This window comes from Gemmatimonas phototrophica, from assembly GCF_000695095.2.
Taxonomy (GTDB): Bacteria; Gemmatimonadota; Gemmatimonadetes; order Gemmatimonadales; family Gemmatimonadaceae; genus Gemmatimonas; species Gemmatimonas phototrophica.
The window spans coordinates 2,166,338-2,190,463 of record NZ_CP011454.1 but is presented as its reverse complement, the minus strand read 5'-3'; the positions used below and the strand labels follow the sequence as shown (position 1 = coordinate 2,190,463).

28 protein-coding genes and 1 pseudogene are annotated in these 24,126 nt (G+C 63.2%); 27 read left to right on the top strand and 2 right to left on the bottom strand.

From position 1 onward, the window contains the following. The first annotated feature begins 5 nt into the window (after nucleotides 1–5). The 21 genes and pseudogenes from ispD (at nucleotide 6) to GEMMAAP_RS09130 (ending at nucleotide 16,937) form a co-directional block, all read left to right on the top strand. A complete protein-coding gene (gene ispD / locus GEMMAAP_RS09225; RefSeq protein WP_053334523.1) occupies nucleotides 6–821 on the top strand; it encodes a 2-C-methyl-D-erythritol 4-phosphate cytidylyltransferase in 816 nt (271 codons plus the stop codon). A 3-nt stretch (nucleotides 822–824) separates the two neighbouring features. After that, nucleotides 825–1,508 (top strand): L-threonylcarbamoyladenylate synthase, encoded by a 684-nt coding sequence (locus GEMMAAP_RS09220; RefSeq protein ID WP_145979073.1) that lies wholly within the window; start codon nucleotides 825–827, stop codon nucleotides 1,506–1,508. Next, nucleotides 1,508–1,963: a low molecular weight protein arginine phosphatase gene (locus tag GEMMAAP_RS09215; RefSeq protein WP_026850788.1), complete on the top strand. Its 456-nt coding sequence runs from the start codon at nucleotides 1,508–1,510 to the stop codon at nucleotides 1,961–1,963. The genes GEMMAAP_RS09220 and GEMMAAP_RS09215 overlap by 1 nt, the downstream gene beginning before the upstream one ends. A gap of 8 nt (nucleotides 1,964–1,971) precedes the next feature. Then, entirely contained in the window at nucleotides 1,972–2,838 is an 867-nt protein-coding gene (locus GEMMAAP_RS09210) for a shikimate dehydrogenase family protein (RefSeq protein WP_075071470.1), read from the top strand. A 51-nt stretch (nucleotides 2,839–2,889) separates the two neighbouring features. Then, nucleotides 2,890–3,060 (top strand): annotated as a pseudogene (locus GEMMAAP_RS21220) (double zinc ribbon domain-containing protein); the annotation flags it as partial. Nucleotides 3,061–3,075: 15 nt separating this feature from the next. Beyond that, nucleotides 3,076–3,741 carry a ComF family protein gene (locus GEMMAAP_RS19985; RefSeq protein WP_158514794.1) on the top strand — a complete coding sequence of 222 codons (666 nt, stop codon included), beginning with the start codon at nucleotides 3,076–3,078 and terminating at the stop codon, nucleotides 3,739–3,741. Between the two features lie 5 nt (nucleotides 3,742–3,746). Then, nucleotides 3,747–4,757: a type I glyceraldehyde-3-phosphate dehydrogenase gene (gene gap, locus GEMMAAP_RS09200; RefSeq protein WP_026850789.1), complete on the top strand. Its 1,011-nt coding sequence runs from the start codon at nucleotides 3,747–3,749 to the stop codon at nucleotides 4,755–4,757. A gap of 162 nt (nucleotides 4,758–4,919) precedes the next feature. After that, nucleotides 4,920–6,116, top strand: a complete 1,197-nt coding sequence (locus tag GEMMAAP_RS09195; protein ID WP_026850790.1) for a phosphoglycerate kinase — start codon at nucleotides 4,920–4,922, stop codon at nucleotides 6,114–6,116. 27 nt (nucleotides 6,117–6,143) lie between these two features. Then, nucleotides 6,144–6,899: a triose-phosphate isomerase gene (gene tpiA / locus GEMMAAP_RS09190; RefSeq protein ID WP_026850791.1), complete on the top strand. Its 756-nt coding sequence runs from the start codon at nucleotides 6,144–6,146 to the stop codon at nucleotides 6,897–6,899. Nucleotides 6,900–7,031: 132 nt separating this feature from the next. Beyond that, nucleotides 7,032–7,415, top strand: a complete 384-nt coding sequence (gene secG / locus GEMMAAP_RS09185) for a preprotein translocase subunit SecG (protein ID WP_043581652.1) — start codon at nucleotides 7,032–7,034, stop codon at nucleotides 7,413–7,415. An 8-nt stretch (nucleotides 7,416–7,423) separates the two neighbouring features. After that, nucleotides 7,424–8,536 carry a glutamine-hydrolyzing carbamoyl-phosphate synthase small subunit gene (carA, locus tag GEMMAAP_RS09180; RefSeq protein ID WP_026850792.1) on the top strand — a complete coding sequence of 371 codons (1,113 nt, stop codon included), beginning with the start codon at nucleotides 7,424–7,426 and terminating at the stop codon, nucleotides 8,534–8,536. Between the two features lie 49 nt (nucleotides 8,537–8,585). After that, nucleotides 8,586–8,993 (top strand): HU family DNA-binding protein, encoded by a 408-nt coding sequence (locus GEMMAAP_RS09175; protein ID WP_238588213.1) that lies wholly within the window; start codon nucleotides 8,586–8,588, stop codon nucleotides 8,991–8,993. Between the two features lie 130 nt (nucleotides 8,994–9,123). Further along, nucleotides 9,124–9,366, top strand: coding sequence for a MoaD/ThiS family protein (locus GEMMAAP_RS09170; RefSeq protein ID WP_026850794.1), 243 nt, complete (start codon nucleotides 9,124–9,126; stop codon nucleotides 9,364–9,366). Between the two features lie 4 nt (nucleotides 9,367–9,370). Further along, nucleotides 9,371–9,841 carry a molybdenum cofactor biosynthesis protein MoaE gene (locus GEMMAAP_RS09165; protein WP_158514793.1) on the top strand — a complete coding sequence of 157 codons (471 nt, stop codon included), beginning with the start codon at nucleotides 9,371–9,373 and terminating at the stop codon, nucleotides 9,839–9,841. Beyond that, nucleotides 9,841–10,812 carry a GTP 3',8-cyclase MoaA gene (moaA, locus tag GEMMAAP_RS09160; protein ID WP_026850795.1) on the top strand — a complete coding sequence of 324 codons (972 nt, stop codon included), beginning with the start codon at nucleotides 9,841–9,843 and terminating at the stop codon, nucleotides 10,810–10,812. Before GEMMAAP_RS09165 ends, moaA begins: the two co-directional genes overlap by 1 nt. 213 nt (nucleotides 10,813–11,025) lie before the next feature. Beyond that, complete coding sequence (gene mdh, locus GEMMAAP_RS09155) at nucleotides 11,026–11,955, top strand: malate dehydrogenase (protein WP_026850796.1); 930 nt, start codon at nucleotides 11,026–11,028, stop codon at nucleotides 11,953–11,955. A gap of 60 nt (nucleotides 11,956–12,015) precedes the next feature. Continuing rightward, nucleotides 12,016–12,735, top strand: coding sequence for a succinate dehydrogenase cytochrome b subunit (locus tag GEMMAAP_RS09150; RefSeq protein ID WP_053334528.1), 720 nt, complete (start codon nucleotides 12,016–12,018; stop codon nucleotides 12,733–12,735). A 1-nt stretch (nucleotide 12,736) separates the two neighbouring features. Further along, entirely contained in the window at nucleotides 12,737–14,650 is a 1,914-nt protein-coding gene (locus tag GEMMAAP_RS09145) for a fumarate reductase/succinate dehydrogenase flavoprotein subunit (RefSeq protein WP_026850797.1), read from the top strand. Next, on the top strand, nucleotides 14,650–15,423 hold the full coding sequence (locus GEMMAAP_RS09140; protein WP_026850798.1) for a succinate dehydrogenase/fumarate reductase iron-sulfur subunit: 774 nt from the start codon (nucleotides 14,650–14,652) through the stop codon (nucleotides 15,421–15,423). The genes GEMMAAP_RS09145 and GEMMAAP_RS09140 overlap by 1 nt, the downstream gene beginning before the upstream one ends. A gap of 192 nt (nucleotides 15,424–15,615) precedes the next feature. Next, nucleotides 15,616–16,329, top strand: a complete 714-nt coding sequence (locus GEMMAAP_RS09135; protein ID WP_053334529.1) for a c-type cytochrome — start codon at nucleotides 15,616–15,618, stop codon at nucleotides 16,327–16,329. Further along, nucleotides 16,326–16,937 (top strand): DsrE family protein, encoded by a 612-nt coding sequence (locus GEMMAAP_RS09130; protein WP_026850799.1) that lies wholly within the window; start codon nucleotides 16,326–16,328, stop codon nucleotides 16,935–16,937. The genes GEMMAAP_RS09135 and GEMMAAP_RS09130 overlap by 4 nt, the downstream gene beginning before the upstream one ends. Nucleotides 16,938–16,994: 57 nt before the next feature. On the opposite strand, the gene GEMMAAP_RS09125 is transcribed toward GEMMAAP_RS09130, so the two are convergent. Both GEMMAAP_RS09125 and dcd read right to left on the bottom strand, forming a co-directional pair. Further along, on the bottom strand, nucleotides 16,995–18,308 hold the full coding sequence (locus tag GEMMAAP_RS09125; RefSeq protein WP_158514792.1) for a DUF389 domain-containing protein: 1,314 nt from the start codon (nucleotides 18,306–18,308) through the stop codon (nucleotides 16,995–16,997). A gap of 40 nt (nucleotides 18,309–18,348) precedes the next feature. Continuing rightward, nucleotides 18,349–18,903: a dCTP deaminase gene (dcd, locus tag GEMMAAP_RS09120; RefSeq protein WP_026850800.1), complete on the bottom strand. Its 555-nt coding sequence runs from the start codon at nucleotides 18,901–18,903 to the stop codon at nucleotides 18,349–18,351. Between the two features lie 265 nt (nucleotides 18,904–19,168). Between dcd and GEMMAAP_RS09115 the strand changes: the two genes are divergently transcribed. The 6 genes from GEMMAAP_RS09115 (at nucleotide 19,169) to nuoF (ending at nucleotide 24,113) form a co-directional block, all read left to right on the top strand. Then, nucleotides 19,169–19,573, top strand: coding sequence for an NADH-quinone oxidoreductase subunit A (locus GEMMAAP_RS09115; protein ID WP_026850801.1), 405 nt, complete (start codon nucleotides 19,169–19,171; stop codon nucleotides 19,571–19,573). A 23-nt stretch (nucleotides 19,574–19,596) separates the two neighbouring features. Beyond that, nucleotides 19,597–20,190 (top strand): NADH-quinone oxidoreductase subunit B, encoded by a 594-nt coding sequence (locus GEMMAAP_RS09110; protein ID WP_274519058.1) that lies wholly within the window; start codon nucleotides 19,597–19,599, stop codon nucleotides 20,188–20,190. Continuing rightward, nucleotides 20,187–20,930, top strand: a complete 744-nt coding sequence (locus GEMMAAP_RS09105; RefSeq protein ID WP_075071469.1) for an NADH-quinone oxidoreductase subunit C — start codon at nucleotides 20,187–20,189, stop codon at nucleotides 20,928–20,930. The genes GEMMAAP_RS09110 and GEMMAAP_RS09105 overlap by 4 nt, the downstream gene beginning before the upstream one ends. 152 nt (nucleotides 20,931–21,082) lie before the next feature. Next, nucleotides 21,083–22,237: an NADH dehydrogenase (quinone) subunit D gene (gene nuoD / locus GEMMAAP_RS09100; protein ID WP_043581729.1), complete on the top strand. Its 1,155-nt coding sequence runs from the start codon at nucleotides 21,083–21,085 to the stop codon at nucleotides 22,235–22,237. Continuing rightward, entirely contained in the window at nucleotides 22,234–22,785 is a 552-nt protein-coding gene (locus GEMMAAP_RS09095) for an NADH-quinone oxidoreductase subunit NuoE family protein (protein WP_158514791.1), read from the top strand. The genes nuoD and GEMMAAP_RS09095 overlap by 4 nt, the downstream gene beginning before the upstream one ends. Next, nucleotides 22,785–24,113 carry an NADH-quinone oxidoreductase subunit NuoF gene (nuoF, locus tag GEMMAAP_RS09090; RefSeq protein ID WP_026850803.1) on the top strand — a complete coding sequence of 443 codons (1,329 nt, stop codon included), beginning with the start codon at nucleotides 22,785–22,787 and terminating at the stop codon, nucleotides 24,111–24,113. Before GEMMAAP_RS09095 ends, nuoF begins: the two co-directional genes overlap by 1 nt. Nucleotides 24,114–24,126 lie beyond the last annotated feature (13 nt).

Genomic DNA, 24,126 nt, shown 5'->3' with positions numbered 1-24,126 from the left:
GGCCCATGAGTGACCACGTATCTGACGGGGAGGCCGACACGCACGGCGTGCCCCCCTTATCATCACCTCGTCGTATCATCCCGCCGCCGGTCATTGCCTCGCGGGGGGAAAGCGGGCGCACCGACCCTACGGTCGTCCGCGATGTGGGCGTCGTGATCGTGGCGGGGGGCTCTGGCTCCCGTACGGGTAGCACCGAACTGAAGCAGTTCCGGTGGGTCTCCGGCAAACCGGCGTTGTTGCACAGTGTGCAGGCGTTCATGGCGCGCACTGACGTGGCCGTTGTGGTCGTGGTGTTACCCAAGGCATACGCCGCCGATCCGCCACCCTGGCTCTTTCAGTGTGACGTGGATCGATTACTCGTGTCCGTGGGTGGGCGGGAACGCCACGAGAGCGTCGTCAACGGGCTCGAGGATCTGCCGGAGGAGGTCACGGTTGCCGTCGTGCACGATGCCGCGCGGCCATTGGTCACGGATGCCACGATCGATCGGGTGATAGCGGAGGCGCGCAAGGGCCACGGCGCGGTGGCGGCATTACCGGTCGTTGACACGCTCAAGGAAGTCGATGAGCACGGGCGCATCGTACGCACGGTTGACCGGACCCATTTGTGGCGCGCGCAAACGCCGCAGGCCTTCCCGCGCGTCATGCTCGAAGAGGCGCACGTGGCGGCCCGTCGCGATAGCATCGGGGCCACTGATGATGCGGCGCTGTGCGAACGACTGGGCTTTCCGGTGGTCGTGGTCCGTGGGAGTGAGCGCGGCATGAAGATCACCGAGGAGGCGGACTTTGCGCGCGCCGATGCCCTCAGCCTCCTGGTGGAGTAGCACGTGCCGCATCAGGGGCAGTCGGGGCAGATGACGGTGCCGTTCTGGTCGCCAGTGGAAATTGAAGCGGCGCTTCGAGAGACCATCCACCACCTGAGTGTGCGGCGTGTGCTCGCCTATCCCACGGAGACGGTGTACGGTTTTGGTACGGCGGTGGATCACGAATCAGTGGAAGCCTTGGTGCGCATGAAGGGCCGGCCGCCAGGCAAGCCGTTTTTGCTGCTGATTGGCAACCCGCAGCAGATTGCACGGCTTGATCTGCATCTGCCCACGTATGGCGCCGATCTCGCGGCCCGCTTCTGGCCCGGTCCGCTGACACTGGTGTTGCGGGGCGGCGAGGGGCGGGTTCCGGCTCGGCTTCGCGGTCCTGAAGGCGGAGTCGCTGTGCGCTTTACCCCTCACCCGGGGCTGCAACGACTGCTACAGGCATACGGTGAACCTATTACCAGCACCAGTGCGAACCGTCCCGGGATACCACCAGCGATGGTAGCATCGGAGATTGTTGACCAATGGCCTGACGAAATCCGGCGCGGGCTCCTGCACGTGCTGGACGGTGGCCGCCTTGACCCGTCCAAACCGTCCACAGTCGTGGACTGTACAGGACGACGCGCCCGGGTCATTCGCCCTGGTGTCCTGTCCGCGTCGCAACTGCGCGCGGTTGTCCCGGACCTACTCGGAGATACCTGATGCATTTGCTGTTTGTCTGCACCGGGAATACCTGCCGGAGCCCACTCGCCGAAACGATTGCACGACGCATGATCGCCGACCGCCATCTGGCCGGGATCACGGTCAGCAGTGCGGGGACGAGTGCGTGGCCGGATTCATCGGCCTCTGACGGCGCGTTGCTGGTATCGCTCGAGCATGGCACGGATATCACCGGACATCGGGCGCGACCGCTGTCTCCGGACATTGTCGCGAGCGCCGACGTCATCCTGGCCATGGGCCCGCACCATCTGGAGCGGGCGGAAGCCATGGGCGGGGCCGGACGAGCGTTCCTGCTCACTGCCTTTACCGGTGGCGAGGGGCGTGCCGTCAGTGATCCGTTTGGCGGTGACCTTGATGTGTATCGAGACACGTATCGGGAGCTCGAACAGGAAATCGCTTCCGTTCTCGAGAAGCTGGCTGGCCAGCGCCCGGGCTGAGCACCACGATGCGTCTACCTCGGGCCACGAGACCGCCGGACGGCCTGGTCCTTCTTGGACAGCCAGTGGCGCAGTCATTGTCGCCGCTGTTTCAGAACGCGGCACTGCGCGCGGTGGGACGCGACCTGCTGTACACCGCGCGCGAGGTGACCGCGGTCGATATTCCCCTTGTGCTTGAGGCGTGCCTCCAGAGCAACACCGGTGGCAACGTCACGATGCCGCACAAGCGAGTGGTCTACGAGGCTGCCGCGCAGCGTACGGCGAGCGCGGAGCGAACGGGGGCGGTCAATACGTTTTGGTGGGAGCAGCAAGCCCTTGTGGGACACAACACCGACGTGGATGGGATCAAGGCAACGATCCGGGCACTGTGCGCTGAAGGGATTCACGGAGACGTGGTGGTGTTGGGCGCCGGGGGCGCGGCGGCGGCCGTGCTGGTCGCGATCAGCGAATTACCTGATGCCGTTCACGGTCGCATACACGTCGTCGCGCGTTCGGTGCACAACGCCGACGTCCTGAGTTCCCGTACCGGCGTGCCGGCGGTGTCACAACCGTCCTCTGACGCGGTGCACTGGTCTTCGGTGCAGCTGGTCATCAATGCGACCCCTTTGGGGATGCGCGTCAATGATCCGCTGCCGCTCGATGTCGCCGTGCTCTCAGCGCAGAGCGCTCTGTTCGATCTGGTGTATCGCCGGGAGGGAACCGCGCTGGTACAGGCGGCGCGTGCTCGTGGCCTGCGCGCAGAGGACGGCTTGCGGATGTTGGTGGAGCAGGGCGCCAGTGCGTTCGAGTGCTGGTTCAATACTCCAGCCCCGCGGGGGGCCATGTGGCAATCGCTTGGCCACGCGATGCCCCCGGCACACGAACCGCGCGCGTGAGTGGAACGGCAGTCGGTAGACGCCAGCGCTGATCTGGTGAACGGTCATCGGATGTCCCGCCTCTTGCCCGTGGCTCGTGCACTGGCCCATGGCGCGCTCGATTTCCTGTTGCCGGGCGCGTGTGTGTTGTGTCGTTCTCCCCATCGACCGGATGTCGATGGCATCGTTTGTGCTCCCTGCATGGCCAGATTGGTGCCGTTTTCCTACCCGCTCTGTGACCGATGCGGGCATCCTCGCTTGTCGCTGACCCTTCCGTTGCCTGGCGAGCGCCCCTCAGGTGCCGCCAAGCCGCTTGGGGCTGGCACGACCCTTCCACCCTGTCGGTGGTGTCCCCGGCTGGACCCGGCGCTCCGGGCCGTCCGGTCGGTGGCACGCATGGATAGCGGTACCGGCGGCGATCTGGTGCACGCGCTCAAGTACCAGGGGTGGACACGTGCGGCCGTCCCCATGGCACGTCGGATGGCCCGTCTCGATTGGCCGCAGGATGTCCGGGAGGAGCGGGCGGCCATAATTCCCATCCCGCTGTCCGCCGCGCGCGAACGCGAGCGTGGCTATAATCAGGCGGCTCTGCTGGGCGGCAGGTTGGCGCCGTTCTGGCGCGTGCCCGTCTGGTCCGACGTGCTGGTGCGTGTGCGCGATACGTCATCGCAGGTCCGGTTGACACCTTCGGAGCGCGCAAGCAACGTTGCACAGGCGTTTGTCGTGCCAGTGCAGTTTCAGGAACGACTTCGTGGCCAGCACGTGGTGCTGGTGGACGATGTCATTACCACCGCCGCGACGGTGAACGCCGCTGTCCAGGCGCTCATGCGTGGCGGCGCTCGCATCATCAGTTGTGTGACCTTCGGTCGGGCGCCAGATCCCGGCGACCGTACCGCTCCTGACTCAGACTTCACCCGGAACTGACTCGAATGGGTATACGTGTTGGCATCAACGGCTTCGGCCGTATCGGCCGCCAGGTCCTTCGTGCCGCGAAACAGCAAGGCGTGGCCGACATCGACTTCGTAGCCATCAACGATCTCACGGACACCGCGACGCTGGCGCACCTGTTCAAGTATGACTCGGTGCATGGCAAGTTCGACGGCGAAGTTGGCCACGAAACGGATGCCATTACCGTGGACGGTGATCGTATCCAGATCCTCGCGGAGCGCGATCCCGCGAAGTTGCCGTGGAAGGATCTGGGCGTGGATATCGTGCTGGAGAGCACGGGCCGCTTCACCAAGGCGTCCGACGCGCGGAAGCACATCGAAGGCGGCGCCAAGAAGGTCATCATCTCGGCCCCGGCCACCGATGAGGACATCACCATCGTGATGGGGGTGAACAGCGACAAGTACGACAACGCGTCGCACCATATCATCTCGAATGCGTCCTGCACGACCAACTGCCTCGTCCCGATGGTCAAGGTCATCCGGGACAACTTCGGCTTCGTGCATGGCTCGATGGTCACGATTCACAGCTACACCAACGATCAGAGCATTCTCGATCTGCCGCACAAGGATCTGCGACGCGCCCGCGCGGCGGCCGTGTCCATGATTCCCACCACGACGGGAGCTGCCAAAGCGACCTCGTTGGTCATTCCCGAGGTCAAGGGAAAGATTGACGGTATCGCCGTCCGCGTGCCCACGCCTGACGTGTCGCTCACCGACCTGACCTGCATTGTCGAGCGCCCGGTGACCCGCGACGAAGTCAACGCAGTGTTCAAGGCGGCCTCCGAGAGCACGCTCGAAGGCGTGCTGGGATACAGCGACGAACCGCTGGTCTCGGTGGACTACATCGGCAACCCGATGTCCTGCACCCTCGACTCGGGCAGCACCATCGTGATCAACGGCACCATGGTGAAGATCTCCGGCTGGTACGACAACGAATGGGGCTACTCGTCGCGTTGCGTCGATCTGCTCCGCTTCGTTGGCTCGCGTCTCTGAGTTATCCCCGGTGTTGGCCCCGACCGAAACCGGTTGGGGCGGCGCCAGCAGTACGCCCAGGTCGCAGACGAGAGCTGGTAGTTCTCGCTGCGACCTTTGTGCAGGTTCTGCTCTCAGCGCGCGATGGCCATCTTGGTCGCGCGCCATCCCGAACTGCTCCCGATGAATACCAAGACCATTCGCGACCTGACCGCGGCCGAGATCCAGGGCAAACGCGCCCTGGTACGCGTCGACTTCAACGTTCCCCTCGATGAGCAGGGAGCGGTGGCCGATGACACCCGGGTCACGGCGGCGCTGCCGACGATCAACGCGTTGCGTGATGGAGGCGCCTCAGTCGTCCTCCTTGCCCATTTCGGTCGCCCCAAGGGCGCGCCAGAGGCGAAGTACTCGCTCGCGCCCGTCGCGGCGCGGCTCAAGCAATTGCTGTCGTGCCCTGTGCACTTTCTCGACGTCACCGTCGGCGAGCGGGCGGTGGAGGCAACGCAGAATCTGGCGCCCGGCGACGTGCTGCTGCTGGAGAACACGCGCTTTCTTTCTGGCGAAGAGAAGAACGACGAAGCGTTGTCCTACCAGTTGGCGCAGCTGGGCGACTTTTATGTGAACGATGCGTTTGGCGCGGCCCATCGCGCCCATGCCAGCACGGCAGGGGTGGCGAAGTTCTGTCGTCCGGCCGTCGCCGGTCTGCTCATGGAGAAGGAGCTGGCGTACCTCGGCGGAGCGCTGGCCCATCCCGAGCGCCCCTTTGTGGCCATCCTGGGCGGTTCCAAGATTTCGGGGAAGATCGATGTGGTGGAAGCGTTGTTGCCGAAGGTGGACAAGCTGCTGATCGGCGGCGCCATGGCCTGCACGTTTTTCAAGGCGATGGGCTTCGAAACGGGGAACTCTCTGGTGGAGCCTGATCGCCTCGACATGGCGAAGGATCTGCTCTCACGTGCCGGGGATAAGCTGGTCCTTCCTGTCGATGCCACGATCGCGCCGGCCATGGATGCCGGTGCGCAGGCATCGGCCGTCGGGCGTGATGCCATCCCGGCCGGACAGGCCATGTTTGACATCGGCCCGGAGAGCACGGCGTTGTATCGCGAGTTGGTCGAGAGCGCGCGAACCGTGCTTTGGAACGGTCCCATGGGCGTCTTCGAAAAGCCGCCATTTGATGCCGGCACGCGCGGCGTCGCTGAGGCGATGGCCATCGCCACCGGAAAAGGCGCCACCACGATCATTGGCGGCGGCGACAGTGCCGCCGCAGTGGCCGAGGCGGGGCTCGAATCACAGATGTCGCACGTGTCCACCGGAGGCGGCGCATCGCTGGAATTTCTGGAAGGCAAAGATTTGCCTGGGGTCAGCGCGCTCGACGCGCGCTGATCACCGCTCATTCACTCGGATCCCGACATGCATCTCAAGCCCGTTATCGCGGCCAACTGGAAACTCAATCACACGCCAACGGACGCGAAGGCCTTCTTTCAGCGTTTCCTGGCGCAGGTACCAAAGCTGAACGAACGGACGCTGGTGTTTTTTCCCTCCGCCATCACGTTGACGACGGTCATGGATGCGCTGCGTGACCGTCCGGAGGTTTGGGTAGGTGTGCAGAATGTCCACACGGAAGTGCAGGGCGCGTTCACGGGTGAAAACTCCGTGCTGATGGCGCGGGATGTTGGGGCGCGTGTGGTGCTGGTTGGACACTCTGAGCGCCGACATGTGTTCGGGGAGACCGATGCCATGACGACCCGGAAGATGGCACTTATTGCCCAGGGGCGGCTCACTCCCATGCTGTGCGTCGGGGAAACACTTGAAGAGCGAGAAGCGGGGCGGACGGCTGAAGTCGTCGAACGCCAATTGAGCGCAGGGCTTGCAGAGCTGGATGACGTGCAGGTGGGCGCGATCATGCTGGCATATGAGCCGGTCTGGGCGATTGGGACGGGGCGCACGGCCACGCCAGACGACGCCAGCGAGATTCACGGGGTACTCCGCCGGGCGCTGGTTTCCCGCGTAGGAGAAAAGGCGGCCGCCGGCATTCCCATTCTCTACGGGGGATCCGTAAACCGCGGGAACGCCTCGCAGCTTCTGGCGGCCCCCGACGTGGACGGGCTGTTGGTGGGCGGAGCCTCCCTCGACGCCGACAGTTGGGCGAGCATCGTCCGGGCCTGAGTCCGGGCGATCTGTCCCATCTGACCCAACCTGCTGCCTGCCAAGCACTTGTCTTGGGGCGGGCAGCAGGTGATTTTCAGAGGCTAGGGTTGTACCCCGGCCTTATTCCTCACGGCACTCCGTCTCCGCGACATGTACACGTTTCTGCTGACACTGCTCATTCTCGACGCCATCGTTCTTGCGGCGGCGGTCCTTCTCCAGTCGGGCAAGGGCGGCGGTCTTGCGGCCAGCTTCGGCGGCGCGAGCTCCTCGTCGGACTCGATCATGGGTTCGCGACAGGCCGGCAATCTGCTCACGAAGGCGTCCTGGTGGTGCGGCGGAATCTTCCTTGGTCTGGCGTTCATTCTGCAGATCATGTCCAGCCGCTCGGTCGCACCGAAGTCGGTGCTGGATAAGCTGGCCGCTCCGGCCACCGCGCCGTCGGCGCCAAGCACCGGCAGCGGCACCGCAGCGCCGGCCGCTCCTCTTACCCAGCAGGCTGCCCCGGCCACACCGGCGGCGCCCGACAAGAAGTAAGGCGGCCGGTGCACACGCTGCCGCCCAAGGGGTTCCTCCTCCTCGAGGATGGAACCCTTTTTCACGGTCGACTGGTGGGGCCAACCCTGCCGACCGTAGCCGAAGTGGTCTTTACCACGAACATGACCGGGTATCAGGAGGTCTTCACCGATCCGTCCTACAACGGACAGATCGTGGTGCTGACCGCTCCCCAGATTGGCAACTACGGGATCAATCTTGAGGATCCCGAGTCCGCCCGCCCTCAGGTAGCCGGTGTGGTCGTACGCGAGCTTTCGCCGACCTATTCCAACTGGCGGGCCACGGGTGGCCTGCGAGAGTGGCTTGAACAGGCAAGCGTTCCGGTGCTTACCGAAGTAGACACCCGTCGTCTCACCCGGCACCTCCGCAGTGTCGGGGTGATGAAGGGGGTGATCGGCGTCGGCGAAACGCCAACACGTGAGGCGCTCGCGGTGCTCGAGAGCTGCCCCAGCATGGAAGGGCTCGATCTGGCGACTGTGGTGTCCACCCGCGAGCCATACAGCTGGGGGAAGCCGGACGCGCCGTACCATGTCGTTGCCTACGACTTTGGGATCAAGCGCAACATTCTGCGGCTCTTCGAGGACCATGGGGTGCGCGTCACCGTCGTGCCATCGGACACGTCGGCCGATGCCGTGCTCGCCATGAACCCTGATGGCGTGTTCCTGTCCAACGGACCGGGAGATCCGGCGGCCGTCATGTATGCGCCTGCCGCCATTCGCCAGATTGCCGAGCAGAACGTACCGATGTTCGGCATTTGCCTCGGGCACCAGCTCCTCGGGCTGACCTTTGGTGGCCACACGGCCAAAATGCCGTTTGGGCATCGCGGTGGAAATCAGCCGGTGAAGGATCTCGCCACGGGACAGGTGCTGATCACCTCCCAGAACCATGGTTTTGCGGTCGTGGGATCTCCGGACGGGGTGGATGGTGCCCCGGAGCTGGCCGTGACCCACATCAATCTCAACGATGGCACGGTGGAAGGGCTACGGCATACCCGGCTCCCGATCTTTGCGGTGCAGTATCACCCTGAGGCGGCTCCTGGCCCACACGATGCGGTCCCCCTGTTCGACCAGTTTCTCGTAGCCTTGAGAAATCGTCGTGGGTGAGATGGCCCAAACGCTTGACTGATAAGCACTAAGGCCATACGTTCGCTTCGTGGGCACCGAGCCGTTGCTTGGTGCCCACAGCGTTTCTGCTCCGAAACTTTTCGCCCGCCACATGACCAAAGCCGATCTGGTCGAGAACGTCACGGCTCGTATTGCCCGGACCGCCGGACCGACCATCTCCAAAAAAGACTGCGCGCGCGTTGTTGATGCGTTCTTGGACGCCATCAAAGAGGCGCTGCAGGAGCAGAAAAACATTGAAGTCCGTGGCTTCGGTACCTTCAAGATCCGTCAGCGAAAGACGCGTATGGCCCGAAACCCCCGGACCGGGTCGCCTGTCGAGGTGTCAGCGCGCCCGGTCCCGGTGTTCAAGCCGAGCAAGGAGCTCCGCGCCATGGTTGCCGGCATCGAGGCGCACCTGCTTGACGACGACGACGACTACGGCGACTCGGACAGCTGAGCGGGTACGGCAGTGACCCGCAAACGCGCCTCCAGTTGCCTGGAATCAGGTACTGGGGGCGTTTTGTATGGTCAACGGAATGGACCTTGGTGGAACCGGATTCCCGCTTTGGCGCTATCTTTGTTTTGACATGAGCGTTTCCGTCTTGTTGTTCGCGTCGTATGCCGATGCCTTAGGTGCCCGCCAGATTGAGGTCCCCGTCACTGCACCCTGTGCCGTGGCCGACCTTGTGGCGGCCCTCCGGCAATTGCCCGGCGGGGAGCGGCTTCCCGCCAAGCCGTTGGTCGCCGTCAACCATGCCTTCGCCCAGATGGCAACGGTTATTCATCCGGCCGACGAAGTGGCCCTCATCCCTCCCGTCGCCGGTGGCTGATCCCGTGGCACCTGCATCTACCGGCGTACTCCACGCCGCCATTGTCACCGCCCCGATCGACGTGTCCCATCTGATTGGTACGGCACAGGCTGCGGGCGTCGGGGCCCTCTCGGTCTTTCTCGGTACCGTACGCGATCTCAATGACGGCCGCCCGGTGCAGGGCATGGACTACGAGGCCTATGAAGCCATGGCGGCATCGGAGCTGGCGGCGGTCGCTCGTGAGGTATGCGACAGGACCCCGGGATTGCGGGTTGCCATTGAGCATCGCATCGGCACCCTCGGCATCGGCGAGGTCAGCGTAGCCATCGTGGCCGCACATGCCCACCGCGGGCCGGCGATGGACGGGGCCCGGGAGATTATTGAGTCGCTCAAGCAGCGCGTACCCATCTGGAAGCGTGAGCACTACGTGGATGGTGAGCGCGCATGGGTTGATCCCACTCGCGCCGGACAAGTGCCGCTCGAGGTACCGCGCTGATGCTCGACCAATTCGGGCGCCGCATTGAGTATCTGCGCATCTCCGTGACTGACCGGTGCAACTTCCGGTGTCAGTATTGCATGCCGGTGGAGGGGTTGCCGTGGCTCCCCAAGCAGGAAATCCTGCGTTACGAGGAAATCGCGGAGATTGTTCGGCAGCTCGCGCCATTGGGACTGAAACGGTTGCGGATTACCGGCGGTGAACCAACCATCCGCCCCGATCTCGTCTCGCTCATCCGCATGCTGAAGGCGATTGACGGAATCGAGGATATCGCGCTCTCCACCAATGGCGTGAAGTTGCCCCAGATGGCGTCAGCTCTGGCGGATGCCGGCCTCGATCGGGTGAATATCAGCGCCGATTCGCTTCGTGCCGAGCGGGTCGTGCAGATCGCCCGCCGTGATCTTGGGTTCGATCTGGTGATGGCCGCCAAAGCAGCGCAGGACGCGGGTATTGCGCCCATCAAGATCAATGTGGTGGTCATGCGCGGCATCAACGATGATGAATTGGCGGAGTTCGCCGCGCTTACGCGAGAATTCCCATGGCATGTGCGATTTATCGAGCTCATGCCCGTGGGAGAATTACGCGAGCTGACCTGGGACCATGTCGTACCGAGCGAGGAAGTGCTGACCAGGGTCCGATCGCTCGGACCGTTGGCGGCAGACGCCGGACCGGCCAAAGGGAACGGGCCGGCCGTGTACTATCGCTATGAGGGAGCACCGGGGACGGTCGGCGTGATCACCCCCATGACGCACACGTACTGCGAGACCTGCAATCGTGTCCGTCTTACCGCCGACGGACGCCTGCGGACCTGTCTCTTTGGCGACCACGAAGTCGTGTTGCGCGATGCGCTGCGCCGTGGGGATCCCCTGGCGCCGCTTTTTGCCAAGGCGCTGGCGGAGAAGCCGAAGGAACATGCCCTGCTGCAGATGCAGGTAGGCGGGCTTCGTGCGCTGAGTCAGGTCGGCGGCTGAGGGCGATCCACTCCCGGCCAGAAGAAAGTCGCGTTCGGACTGTCTCGTCCGCATTGCTCGCGTGTGTGCAGCACTCTATGTTGCCCAAACGACACTCCCTGATCGTCGCGCTGAAGTAACCGGCTAAGCTTCTTTTCGCCGGATCGCGCGACGATCCCTCTACTCAACGTTGCAGTACTTCGCTTCGATAGCCGTTCGGAGATCCGGCATAACATGGTCAATAAGATCACGGTCGTTGGCGCGGGAAATGTGGGCGCCACTACGGCGCAGCGCATCGCCGAGAAGTCGCTTGGTCGTACGGTGGTAATGGTCGATGTGGTTGACGGTGTGCCGCAGGGCAAAGGACTCGACCAGTGGGAGTCGGCGCCGGTGGAAGGCTTCGACACCCGCGTCATTGGCACCAACGGGTACGAGGAAACGGCAGGATCGGACATTGTCGTGATCACGGCTGGCATCGCCCGCAAGCCGGGCATGACCCGCGACGACCTGTTGAACACCAACGCCGGCATCGTCAAGTCGGTCTCGGAGCAGATCAAGGCCACGTCGCCGAACGCCATCGTTATCGTCGTGTCCAACCCGCTCGATGTGATGTGCTATGTCGCCAAGGAAGTCACTGGCTTCCCGCGCGAGCGTGTCATTGGCATGGCCGGAGTGCTCGACACGGCCCGCTACCGGTCGTTCATCGCGGAAGCGTTGGATGTCTCGGTGCGCGACATCCAGGCCATGGTGCTTGGTGGGCATGGTGATACGATGGTCCCCCTCATCTCGTACACCACCATCAGCGGGATCCCCATCCGCCAGTTGATGGGCGAAGAGCAGTTGGCGGCCATCGTGCAGCGTGCGCGCGACGGCGGCGCCGAAATCGTGAAGTACCTCAAGACCGGTTCGGCCTACTACGCTCCGTCGGCGGGTGCCGTGGAGATGGTGGACGCCATCGTGCATGACCGCAAGCGGATCCTGCCGTGTGCGGCTTGGCTGGACGGTGAGTACGGCATGAGCGGCCTGTATCTGGGCGTGCCCTGCAAGCTCGGCAAGAACGGTCTTGAGAAGATTCTCGAGATCGAACTGACGGCCGACGAGCGCACGGCGCTCGAGAAGTCGGCGCAGGCTGTGCGCGAACCGATGTCGGTTATCACTCTCTGATTCTGACGAACCCGGCGCGCTCACCACGGTGAGGCGCCGGTTTCTTCTTCCACCCCGCTTATGTACGCTCTCTCGCGTTTCTGGCAGAGCACGATCGGCAAGAAGATCGTGATGGCGGTGACCGGGATCATCGGGATCCTGTTCGTCCTCGGCCATATGTCCGGCAATTTTCTCATGTTCAAAGGGCAGGGCGCCATGCACGATTATGCGCTGCTGCTCCGGACGAGCATGCCTTTGTTGTGGGCCATTCGCCTGGGGCTGATAGCCGCCGTCGCGCTGCATGCGCTGGCAGCCTATCAGCTCACCATGATGTCGCGTGCCGCGCGCCCGCAGGCATATGCACAGCGTCGTCCACAGGTCACCACGCTTGCGGCCAAAACCATCCGCTGGGGTGGCGTGCTGCTGCTGGTGTTCATCGTCTTCCATATCTTGCACATGACGCTGGGCACGGTGCACCCGCAGTTCACGCACCTGGACCCGTACAACAACGTGCGCATCGGGCTTTCCAATCCCGCGGTCGCCGCGTTCTACGTGCTGGCCATGGCGGCGCTTGGGCTGCACCTCTATCACGGCGGCTGGGCGGTCTTTCGCACGCTGGGTGTCGCCCGCCCGTCCACGCAGCCACTCAAGCGGACGCTGGCGTTGCTGATCGCCATCGTGGTAGCCGGTGGTTTCATTGCCATCCCGGTGGCATCCATGGCCGGCCTCTTCCCCGAAGCGCCGGCGCTGCAGGAAGCCAGCGCGGCTCCCTCTCCTACGGCCGCGGCGGAGACTCACTGATATGCTCGATCTGAATCCGAAGATTCCCAGCGGTCCCCTTGAGTCCAAGTGGGATCAACACAAGTTCTCCATGAAGCTGGTGAATCCGGCCAACAAGCGGAAACACCACGTCATTGTGGTCGGGGCCGGTCTCGCCGGTGCATCGGCGGCGGCCACGATGTCCGAGCTTGGCTACAACGTGTCGTGTTTCGTCTTTCACGATTCGCCGCGGCGCGCGCACTCCATCGCGGCGCAGGGTGGCATCAACGCGGCGAAGAACTACCAGAACGACGGCGACTCCGTGCGCCGGCTCTTCTACGACACGATCAAGGGCGGCGACTTCCGCGCGCGTGAAGCGAACGTGTACCGTCTGGCGCAGGTGTCGGTCAACATCATCGACCAGTGTGTGGCGCAAGGGGTGCCCTTCGCACGTGAATACGGCGGACTGCTCGCCAACCGCTCGTTCGGTGGCGCGCAGGTCTCGCGCACGTTCTATGCGCGCGGACAGACCGGACAGCAGCTGTTGCTCGGCGCGTACTCGGCGCTCGAGAAGCAGGTGGCGGCGAAGAAGGTGCAAATGCACACCTTCGAGGAAATGCTCGATCTGGTCGTGGTCGATGGGCACGCGCGCGGCATTGTCACGCGCAACCTGCTGACCGGCAAGATCACCTCGCACGCGGCAGATGCCGTCGTGCTCGCGACGGGTGGATACGGAAACGTGTTCTACCTGAGCACCAACGCCATGTACTCCAACGTGACGGCGTCCTGGCGCGCGCACAAGAAGGGGGCGGCGTTTGCCAATCCGTGCTACACGCAGATTCACCCTACGTGCATTCCGGTGCATGGTGAGCATCAGTCGAAGCTGACGCTCATGTCGGAATCGCTGCGCAACGACGGACGTATCTGGGTGCCGCTCAAGCGCGGCGACAATCGTCCGCCGGCGCAGATTCCGGAAGCAGAGCGGGATTACTTCCTCGAGCGAAAGTATCCGAGCTTCGGCAACCTGGCTCCGCGCGACATCGCGTCACGTGCGGCCAAGGAAGCGTGCGACGATGGTCGCGGCGTCGGGCCAGGCGGGCTCGGCGTGTACCTCGACTTCGCCGAGTCGATCAAGCGTCTTGGCCGGCAGACGATCGCCGAACGCTACGGCAATTTGTTCGACATGTACCAGCGCATCACGGACGAGAATCCGTACGAACAGCCCATGCGCATTTACCCGGCGGTGCACTATACCATGGGCGGCCTCTGGGTCGACTACAACCTCATGAGTACGGTGCCCGGATTGCACGTGGCAGGTGAAGCCAACTTCTCCGATCACGGCGCGAATCGTCTTGGCGCCTCTGCGCTCATGCAGGGACTTGCCGACGGGTATTTCGTCCTGCCGTATACCATCGGCGATTATCTCGCTGGTACCAAGCTGCCCAAGGTTGACACGTCGCATGCGGCGTTCGCCGAAGCCGAAGGCGCTGTGCGCGCACAGCAGAACAAGTTCCTGAGCATCAAGGGCAAGCGGACGGTCGATTCCTTCCACAAGGAACTCGGCAAGATCATGTGGGAGTACTGCGGAATGGCGCGTGACCGGGCCGGTCTGACGAAGGCGCTGGAACTGATTCCGCAACTCAAGGAAGAGTTCTGGAGCAACGTGAACGTGCCGGGCAGCGGCGACTCGCTGAACCAGTCGCTGGAGAAGGCCGGACGCGTGGCCGACTTCATCGAGTTGGGTGAACTGATGTGCCGTGACGCGCTGAATCGTGAAGAGTCGTGCGGTGGTCACTTCCGCACCGAATACCAGGAAGAAGGCGAAGCCAAGCGCAACGACGACGACTACGCGTATGTCGCCGCGTGGGAGTACGCCGGTGAAGGCAAGACTCCGATCCTCAACAAGGAACCGCTGGTGTACGAGAACGTGCACCTCTCCACGCGGAGCTACAAGTAATGAAGCTTACTCTCAACGTCTGGCGTCAGCCCGCCTCACAGGCTCCGGGCAAGCTCGAGACGTACACGCTCGACGGTGTCGGGCCCGACATGTCGTTCCTCGAAATGTTCGACATGCTCAACGAGCAGTTGACGCTCGAAGGGAAGGAGCCCGTGGCGTTTTCGCACGATTGCCGAGAGGGGATCTGCGGCTCGTGCGCCATGATGATCAACGGACAGGCGCATGGGCCGTGGAAGGGTGCGGCCACCTGTCAGTTGCATATGCGGGCATTCAAGGACGGCGACATCATTACGGTGGAACCGTGGCGTGCCTCGCCCTTCCCGGTCGTGAAGGATCTGGTCGTAAACCGCGGCTCGTTTGATCGCATCATTCAGGCGGGCGGCTACATCTCGGTCAATACGGGCGGTGCCCGCGATGCCAACGAGATCCTGATCGGCAAGGATGTGCTCGATGAAGCCATGGACTCGGCGGCGTGCATCGGGTGCGGAGCGTGTGTGGCGGCGTGTCCCAATGCCTCGGCGTCGTTGTTTACCGGCGCCAAGATTTCGCATCTTGGTCACCTGCCGCAGGGGCAGCCGGAACGTGACAAGCGGGCACTGGCCATGGTGGAGCAGATGGATCTGGAAGGCTTCGGACATTGCACACTGGCCGGTGAGTGTCAGGAAGCCTGTCCGAAGGAGATCAGCATTGATGTCATCAAGCGCATGAACCGCGACTATCTCGTGGCGAGTGCCAAGCGGCAGGAGCCGAGAGCTGCTGTCGGTTCAGGCTGAGCGTTCGCGCGCGCGGTATACTCCAAGGGGGGGCGCTGGCAGATCGCTGCTGGCGCCCTCTCTGTCTTCCTGCATATTGAACGTATGAGACTGAGCGGCTCCCTCCTGACCATGGCGCTTCTCTGTGCCGCCCAGTTACCGGCACAGCAACCATCAAGGGTTGGGGGCAATCCGGAGCGAGGGCTGGCTATCATGAGCGCGTTCCGCGATTCGTTGCCGCTCAACAGTGGGAACGCGCTGCGCTGCATGTCCTGCCATCTCGACAATGGTACACGGGCGACGGCCATGCCGTGGAGCGGAACCGCCCTGCGCTATCCCCGCTATCGGTCACGCCCTGGCTACGCAGAATCCCTGGCCCGACGGGTGAACGAGTGCATTGCCCGCAGCCTGGCAGGACGTATGTTGCCGGAGAATGGCCGCGAGATGCGGGACATGCTCGCGTACATCGAAACCCTCCGTGATCGGGCACGGCCTTCTGGTGTGGATACCGTAAAGCTTACCGGAGAGGGTTGGCGCGGCCGTGTACACTATATCAACAGTTGTGCCCGCTGTCATGGTGTAACGGGACAGGGGGACGCGGTCAGTCCCGCTCTGTGGGGGCCGCGCAGTTTTTCCATTGGGGCCGGTATGGCGCGCCAGTTTACGTTCGCAACATTCGTGCGGTATAACATGCCCCTCGATCACAGCATAACGCTCTCGGCGCAACACGCCGCGGATATTGCGGCCTATGTGCTGTCGCTTCCTCGGCAGGATCATCCAGGCAAGGAACGGGATTGGCCTCGCAGTGATCCGCCGCGCGACGTGGCCTATGCCACCGATGGTGCTCGGCGGGCGGGGCGCTCGCTCCCAACACCCCGCCCCTTGCTTGCACGGCGAGTATTCCCTGATTCTCTGAGGAAGCCATGAAGATTCCGGACCGTCGCAGTTTCCTGTCGAAGCTGGCCGCGCTCGGCGCCGCCGTCGGCGTTGGTGCTCCCTCCACCGCACTGGGCGTCGAGCGACCGCTCGTTGAGGACCCCTGGGTGTCCCGTGTAAGAGGGAAGCATCGCGTTGTCTTTCACTCCCACTTGCCCACGGAAGGACTGGCGCTGCGATGGGCACAGACGTTTCTCGATTCCCAGCAGCGCCAGTACGGCATCGTCGAGCAGGATTGTACCGTGGTGGTGGGACTCAACGGCCGCTCCATTGGTTGGCTCTTCAACGATGCCGTGTGGGCGAAGTATCCGTCCATAGGGGAGACGATGGGGGTCGCGTCTGCGAAGAACCCCAACACCTCGTTAGTTGCGGCGCTCGTTCCCCGGGGGGTCATTCTGCTGGCCTGTGCCAACTCGCTCCGCGCGTCTGGCTCACGTTTTTTGCCCGCTCCGGCGCGGAGTGATTCGGCGCAGACCGCGGCTTTTGCAGCAGAGGCCACCGACAATTTGCTGCCAGGCGTCGAAGTTGTACCATCGATGGTGGTCACCTTGCAGCAGGCGCAAGACAGGGGCTGTCGCTACGTATACGCCGGCGGCTGATCCCCACGCGGGCGGGATTTCATCCGCTGGCCGCAGGGCGGCGAAGCGCGAGCGCCATCACTGGGCTTTGGTGACCAGCAAATCAAGACGACGTGTAGGAAAACGGGCGGCCAATCGTGCCCGCAGTCTTGTCTCGTCTACGGGTACCGATTTGTCGAAGTCGAGGTGGACCACCGTCACGGGGGCGGCGGAGCTGTCACTGACACGACGCTGTTCACCAATGGCCACGTTCACGGTTCTCGCCTCCGGGTATTCAGCGCGCAGTTCCGCCAGCAAGGCAATCTGTTCGTTGCGAATAGTCTGTGCGCTGGACGCTTCGACCTGCAATTGCGCCAACTGCCGCTGCAGCACGGAGGTTTGGGCGGTGGCTCCGCGCGTTGTCTGGGTGAGCTCCTCGCGCAATGATTGCAGCGCGGCAGTGGAACTGCCAAGGAATCGGACGTCCACGCTCGCCGTGCGCGCGGTTGGCGACTTCAATTGCGCGGCGAGTTGCGCGGCGAGTCCAGCCGGCGGGACATCGCCACCAAGCGTGAGCGTGAGTCGTCGTTGACGGGCATCGATATCGCTCGCAAGCACGATATACCGAGCGTCCGCCGCGAGTTCGCGCACGAGGCGGGCGGCGGACGCCGAAAAGTATTCCGCCTGAACCAATTGCCAGGCGAGATACACACTCGGCACCAGCATCGCCGTCACTGCACCACCAATCAGAAGACGTGTTCGCCGCCGGACCACCGGATCGATATCGGCACGGGCCGGCAGGCGCAGCACCTTGACGACGAGGAGTGTGGCGAGTGCGATGAAAACGGCATTGATGGAAAAGAGATAGAACGCGCCGCCAAAGAACGCGAGGTTGCGCGTCGCCAATCCGAAGCCGGCAGTGCACAAGGGCGGCATGAGCGCGGTGGCAATTGCCACACCGGGCACCACGTTGGAGAACTCCCGGCGGGTGAGAGCCACAATCCCCGCCGCCCCCCCAAAGAAGGCAATGGCGACATCCCAGACGGTTGGTGTGGTCCGCGCCAGCAGTTCCGACTGTGCCTGCGAGAGTGGACTGACCGAGAAGTAAAGTGTCGCCGTCAGCAGACTTATGCCTACGAAGAGCCCCAACGTGCGCACCGCGCGTTTGATCAAACCGAAATCATTCACTCCGGCGCCGTATCCGATGGCCACAATCGGACCCATGAGCGGCGAAATCAGCATGGCGCCGATGATCACAGCGGTCGAATTGACATTCAGGCCGATTGACGCCACCAGAATGGCGAACATCAGGACCCACAAGTTGGTACCGGCGGAACGAACTCCACCGGTTACCGCCTCATGGATTTCCTCCGCTTCGCGCTGGTCACGGCGAAGATCAAAGGAACGGAGCAAGGCCGGGATCACGGCGCGCTCCGATCGCCAGCTGGCCGCGTCAGATCCGCGGCAGCGTCACTCCATGCTGCCCCTGATACTTCCCCTTCTTGTCTCCGTAGCTCACATCCGGCTCCTCATCGCCGGTAAAGAACACCACCTGCGCGATCCCCTCGTTCGAATAGATCTTGGCTGGCAACGGGGTCGTATTGGAGATCTCGAGCGTCACGTACCCCTCCCATTCGGGCTCGAAGGGCGTGACGTTGGTGATAATCCCGCATCGGGCATAGGTGCTCTTGCCCACCGTCAGGGTGAGCACGTTGCGGGGAATGCGGAAATACTCCACGCTCCGGGCCAGGGCGAAGGAATTGGGCGGCACGATGCAGACGTCTCCCTCAAACTCCACGAAACTCTTGGGGTCGAACTGCTTCGGGTCGACAATGGAACTCAGCACATTGGTGAAGATCCGGTATTCGGACGCCACCCGCATGTCGTAGCCGTATGAACTGACGCCGTAGGAGATGACCCCTTGGCGGACCTGGCGATCCTCAAACGGGTCGATCATGCCGTGTTCGCGCGCCATGCGCGTGATCCAGCGATCTGAGCAGAGCCCCATGGGGTGGGAGAGCAGAGGGTTGGTCGGTACGCACTAGGACCAACCGGTCCATGATGCGCGGCGCGCTTGGCGCCGAAACTCCTCGTTAAGTCTACTCTCGACTAGTGGAGCCTGCCAAAACAGGTTCAACGGTTACTTCACGGAAAAACAATTCCGCACGCTGTTGAGGGATTCTGGTCCCGTTGGTACCTTCCGCTACATCACTTGTGAATTCTTTCACGAAGTCACTCCCCTTCGTGATCTGTCGGATCCTTGCTGCACCGCGATGCTACGTACCTATCTGCCGGTTCTGCTGCTCCTGGGCTTTGTGATTCTGAACGCGGTGCTGATTCTCGGCATCGCGCACCTGACTACGAAGTCGCAGCCCACCGCGGTGAAATCCCAGCCGTACGAGTCCGGTATCAGCCCGCTGGGTGATGCCCGCGAGCGCTTTTCCGTGAAGTTCTACCTCGTGGCCATGCTGTTCATCGTCTTCGATATCGAAACGGTGTTCATGATCCCGTGGGGCGTTCATTACCGGCAGCTCTCCTGCCAGGTACCGCTGGTGTCCAATGCCTGCCCAACGGGACAACTGTCGTTCTTTGGACTCGGCGAGATGCTGGTGTTTGCTCTGATCCTCGTGGTCGGATTCCTCTATGTCTGGAAGAAGGGAGCGCTGACGTGGGACTGATCCCCGCCAACGAATCGCGTGTGGTGCAGGTTGATCCGGGCGCACAGGATGGCTGGATCACCACGCGCCTCGATTTTCTCGTGAACTGGGCGCGCGCCGGCTCGTTGTGGCCCATGCCCTTCGGCACGGCCTGTTGTGCCATTGAGTTCATGGCCACGGCCGCCAGCCGCTATGACCTTGCACGCTTCGGCATGGAGCGCCTCAGCTACTCGCCACGGCAGGCGGATGTGCTGTTGTGCGCGGGGCGGGTGCCGCTCAAGCTCGCGCCGGTCATTCGACGCATCTATCAGCAAATGCCGCAGCCGAAGTGGGTGATCTCCATGGGGGCATGCGCCTCCACCGGTGGCATGTTCGACAACTATGCCGTGGTGCAGGGCATCGATACCATCATTCCCGTCGATGTCTATGTCCCGGGGTGCCCACCGCGTCCGGAAGCGCTGATCCATGGCATCATGATGCTTCAGAAGAAGGTCATGCAGGAGCGCCTCAAGGACAGTACGCGTCACGTCGAAATTGAGCCGGATCCGTCCAGCCAGTTGTACATTCCGCCGTCGCGAATTGACGAACTGTCGGAGCCGTTCGGCAACTCCGTGCATCAGACCCGGTCGGCACCGTGACGGCGCCTGTCCCGGTTCCGCCTGTCACCGCGGCCGCCGCTGACGTCATGGCCGCCGTCGCGACCGACGTGCACGGTATGCCCATGACGCCGGTCAACGTGCCGCGCCACGGGGCCCCCGCCAATCCGACCGCGGCCGTTCTGACGGCCCGGTTCGGTAGCGACGTCCTGCGCACCGAAGTGGTCTGGGGCGAGACGACGGTCTTTGTCACGCGCGACGCCATCCACCGCATCGTCCGGTTCCTGCACGACGAACCGTCGGAGCGATACGACTATCTCGTGGATGTCACCGCGGTGGAATACCGTGACGGGACACGCCCACTGGAAGTGGTCTGGCACTTACGCGCGTTGGGGCATCGCCGCTTTCTGCGACTGAAGGTTGAACTGCCCAAGCGTGGAGCCCTGTGGGTGCCGAGCGTCATGGACATTTATTCGGGCGCTGATTGGCTGGAGCGCGAGTGCTATGACATGTTCGGCATCCGGTTCGAAGGCCATCCGGATCTTCGGCGGCTGCTTATGTGGGAGCAGTACAAGGAAGGGCATCCGTTGCGAAAGGACTTTCCACTGCGGGGCCGCTTCTCGCGCGCCGAGCAGCTCAAGCAGGTACTCGCCGCTGATCCGGAAGCGCGCTACTCGATGGAAGAACTGAGCATCGCCGATGCTTTCGACTCCTTGCCGGAGGACATGAAGCGGCGTCTTGCCGATCGTGCGGCCCACGGCGAGACCGAGGAAGGCGAATGAGCGCGCGTCGAACCATTGAGGTGGCACTCGGCACGAGCGGATTGGATGCACAGGGGCAGCCGCTTCGCGCCGCGTTGGTGGCACAGGGCGGACGCGCCGTCGCGCTGGATACCCCGGCACTGGCGCCAGAGCCGGAGCTCGAGGCTGATCACATGCTCATCAACATCGGCCCTCAGCACCCGGCAACACACGGGGTGTTACGTCTGGTGTTGGAGCTGGACGGTGAGACCGTCGTGCGGTGCATTCCGCACATCGGCTACCTGCATTGCGGGTTCGAAAAGATCGGGGAATACCGCCAGTACAATCAGATCATTCCCTGGACCGATCGCGAGGACTACCTCAACTCGCCTGGCAACAACGTGGCGTTCGTGCTGGGAGCCGAACGGTTGTTCGGGGTGGGGATGACGGAGCGCACCAAAGTGCTGCGGGTCATTCTCATGGAGCTCTCCCGCATCATTTCACATCTGGTCTGGCTGGGCACCACGTCGGTGGACATCGGGGCGTTTACGCCGTTCCTGTGGCTGTATCAGGAGCGCGAGAACGTGTACAACCTCCTGGAAGGGTGGGTCGGCGCCCGCCTCACGACCACCGCCACCCGCGTTGGCGGCATGGCGGCGGATCTTCCCGATGGGTGGCTCGATGGCCTGCGGGCGTTCCTCAAGGGCTTCCCGAAGACGCTCGAGGAGTCCGTGGCGATGCTGGAAACCAATGCCATCTGGGCCGGCCGTACCGTGGGACTTGGTGCAATGAACGCGCAAGAAGCGGTCAACGCGGGGCTCTCCGGCCCCATGCTGCGCGCCTCGGGTGTGGCGTATGACGTGCGCAAGGATTTCCCGTATCTCGATTACGAGACCTACGATTTTGATGTGCCCGTCGGAACCCAGGGCGACGTCTATGATCGGTTCCTGGTGCGTGTGGAAGAGATGCGGCAGAGCGTGCGCATTCTCGAGCAGGCGCTCAAGCGGCTGCCGGGTGGGCCGATCAACATCGATGATCCGCGGCTGATCCTGCCGCCGAAGCACAAAGCCACGAGCGAGATGGAGAGCATGATCCATCACTTCAAGCTCGTCATGGAAGGCCCGCGTCCGTCGGCGGGGGAGTGCTATGTCGCCGTGGAAAGTCCCAAGGGTGAGAAGGGATACTATTTCGTGAGTGACGGGACCTCCAAGCCGGTGCGTTGGCGTATTCGCCCGCCGTCATTCGTCAACCTGTCGGCAATTCCGAAGATGGTGGAGGGACACTTGCTCTCCGACGTGATTGCCATCAACGCCAGCATCGATATCGTGATGGGAGAGATCGACCGGTGAGCCATGGCCCGTCCGCCAGTGGAGGCGCCCTTGTGGCCGCCCCGCCGCATGGCCATCACCACGACGAACCGCATGAACCGGTTTTCGTGGGTGAGGCCCGCACGCAACTCGATACCATTCTTTCGCGCTATCCCACCAAACAGGCCGCCCTGTTGCCGGCGCTCTGGATGTTGCAGGATGCGCGCGGCTGGGTCAGCGACAAGGGGATCGAGGAGATTGCGGCGCTGCTCGCCATTACGCCGGCCTACATCAAGGGCGTGGTGAGTTTCTACACCATGTATCACCAGCACCCGGTCGGCCGGCACTTCATTCAGGTCTGCACGACGACCCCGTGCAACGTCTGTGGTGCGGAAGATGTGGTCAAGAGTTTTCTCGAGCATACCGGGTGCGGTGACCTCGGGCTCACCAGCGCCGATGGCCGGTTCACGGTCATCGAAGTGGAATGTCTGGGCGCCTGTGGCTTTGCCACGCCGGTCATGATCAACAACGATTTCATTGAATCCGTGACGCCCGAGTCGGTGCCACGCATTCTGGCGGAGTTGAAGTAATGGGGTATCCACATCCGTCTCATCCGCGCGAAACACCCATCCTGTCGAAGTACTTCGGCGATGCCGAGGCGCGCACCCTTGAAGGGTGGCGGGCGCGCGGCGGGTATGAGGCGTTGCAGAAAGCGTTGTTTACGGACCCGCAGGAACTGCAGACGATCGTGAAGGACTCCGGCCTACGTGGCCGTGGCGGTGCCGGATTTCCCACCGGCATGAAGTGGTCGTTCATGAAACCCGATGGCAAGACGCATTACCTCTGCTGCAACGCCGACGAGTCCGAGCCGGGGACGTTCAAGGATCGTGAGATCATGCGCTGGACGCCCCATGGATTGGTGGAAGGGGTGGCCCTGGCGGCCCACGCGATCTACGCGCAAACGGCGTACATCTACATTCGGGGCGAGTTCACCGAACCGTACGCGCGTGTCACCGCCGCGGTCGAAGAGGCGTATGCGGCCGGCATCCTCGGCGCCAACGCCATGGGGAGCGGCAAGCAGGTGGACGTCCATGTGCATCGGGGGGCGGGCGCGTACATCTGCGGCGAAGAAACCGCGCTCATGAATTCCCTTGAGGGACGGCGTGGCAATCCGCGCATCAAGCCGCCGTTCCCGGCGGTGGCAGGGCTCTTCGGAAAGCCCACCACCATCAACAACGTCGAAACCCTCACCACCGTCCCGTACATCATCAAGAACGGCGCGGAGTGGTACAAGCAGTTTGGACGCCCGGACAATCCCAAAAGCATCGGCACGAAGTTGTTCTCGGTGTGCGGCAATATCACGCGCCCTGGTAACTACGAAGTCGCGTTGGGCTTTCCGTTCAAGGATTTTCTGTACGACCTCTGCGGTGGGCCGTTGCCGGGCCGCGAGATTAAGGCCGTCATTCCCGGCGGGTCTTCGGTGCCCATTCTGACGCGGGAAGAGGCCGAAGGCGCCATCATGGACTATGAGGGGATGGTCGCCGCGGGAACGATGCTCGGCTCCGGCGGAGCGATCGTCTTTGATGATCGGCAGTGCATGGTCCGGCAGATCGCGCGGCTGACGCGCTTCTACGCGCACGAAAGCTGCGCCCAGTGCTCGCAGTGCCGCGAAGGCACGGCGTGGATTACGCGCATCATGGAGCGTATTCGCGACGGTGAAGGCACCGCGGAGGATCTCGACACGCTGGTGTCCATTGCCGATGGCATGAGTGGCAAGACGATCTGCGTTCTGAGCGACTCCTGCGCCACGCCGGTGATGTCGGGACTGAAGAAATTCCGCCACGAGTTCGAAGCGAAGATTGCGGCGAATCCGGCCATGGTGACTGTACCCGGGGCGCTGCGCGCCTCGGCCGCGTGAGGGGACGATGGCA

Coding starts and splice junctions, on each gene's coding strand:
- ispD (WP_053334523.1), top strand. CDS start 6: ATGAGTGACCACGTATCTGACGGGGAGGCCGACACGCACGGCGTGCCC.
- GEMMAAP_RS09215 (WP_026850788.1), top strand. CDS start 1,508: ATGCATTTGCTGTTTGTCTGCACCGGGAATACCTGCCGGAGCCCACTC.
- GEMMAAP_RS09210 (WP_075071470.1), top strand. CDS start 1,972: ATGCGTCTACCTCGGGCCACGAGACCGCCGGACGGCCTGGTCCTTCTT.
- gap (WP_026850789.1), top strand. CDS start 3,747: ATGGGTATACGTGTTGGCATCAACGGCTTCGGCCGTATCGGCCGCCAG.
- GEMMAAP_RS09195 (WP_026850790.1), top strand. CDS start 4,920: ATGAATACCAAGACCATTCGCGACCTGACCGCGGCCGAGATCCAGGGC.
- tpiA (WP_026850791.1), top strand. CDS start 6,144: ATGCATCTCAAGCCCGTTATCGCGGCCAACTGGAAACTCAATCACACG.
- secG (WP_043581652.1), top strand. CDS start 7,032: ATGTACACGTTTCTGCTGACACTGCTCATTCTCGACGCCATCGTTCTT.
- GEMMAAP_RS09170 (WP_026850794.1), top strand. CDS start 9,124: ATGAGCGTTTCCGTCTTGTTGTTCGCGTCGTATGCCGATGCCTTAGGT.
- moaA (WP_026850795.1), top strand. CDS start 9,841: ATGCTCGACCAATTCGGGCGCCGCATTGAGTATCTGCGCATCTCCGTG.
- mdh (WP_026850796.1), top strand. CDS start 11,026: ATGGTCAATAAGATCACGGTCGTTGGCGCGGGAAATGTGGGCGCCACT.
- GEMMAAP_RS09150 (WP_053334528.1), top strand. CDS start 12,016: ATGTACGCTCTCTCGCGTTTCTGGCAGAGCACGATCGGCAAGAAGATC.
- GEMMAAP_RS09145 (WP_026850797.1), top strand. CDS start 12,737: ATGCTCGATCTGAATCCGAAGATTCCCAGCGGTCCCCTTGAGTCCAAG.
- GEMMAAP_RS09140 (WP_026850798.1), top strand. CDS start 14,650: ATGAAGCTTACTCTCAACGTCTGGCGTCAGCCCGCCTCACAGGCTCCG.
- GEMMAAP_RS09135 (WP_053334529.1), top strand. CDS start 15,616: ATGAGCGCGTTCCGCGATTCGTTGCCGCTCAACAGTGGGAACGCGCTG.
- GEMMAAP_RS09130 (WP_026850799.1), top strand. CDS start 16,326: ATGAAGATTCCGGACCGTCGCAGTTTCCTGTCGAAGCTGGCCGCGCTC.
- dcd (WP_026850800.1), bottom strand. CDS start 18,903: ATGGGGCTCTGCTCAGATCGCTGGATCACGCGCATGGCGCGCGAACAC.
- GEMMAAP_RS09115 (WP_026850801.1), top strand. CDS start 19,169: ATGCTACGTACCTATCTGCCGGTTCTGCTGCTCCTGGGCTTTGTGATT.
- nuoD (WP_043581729.1), top strand. CDS start 21,083: ATGCTCATCAACATCGGCCCTCAGCACCCGGCAACACACGGGGTGTTA.
- nuoF (WP_026850803.1), top strand. CDS start 22,785: ATGGGGTATCCACATCCGTCTCATCCGCGCGAAACACCCATCCTGTCG.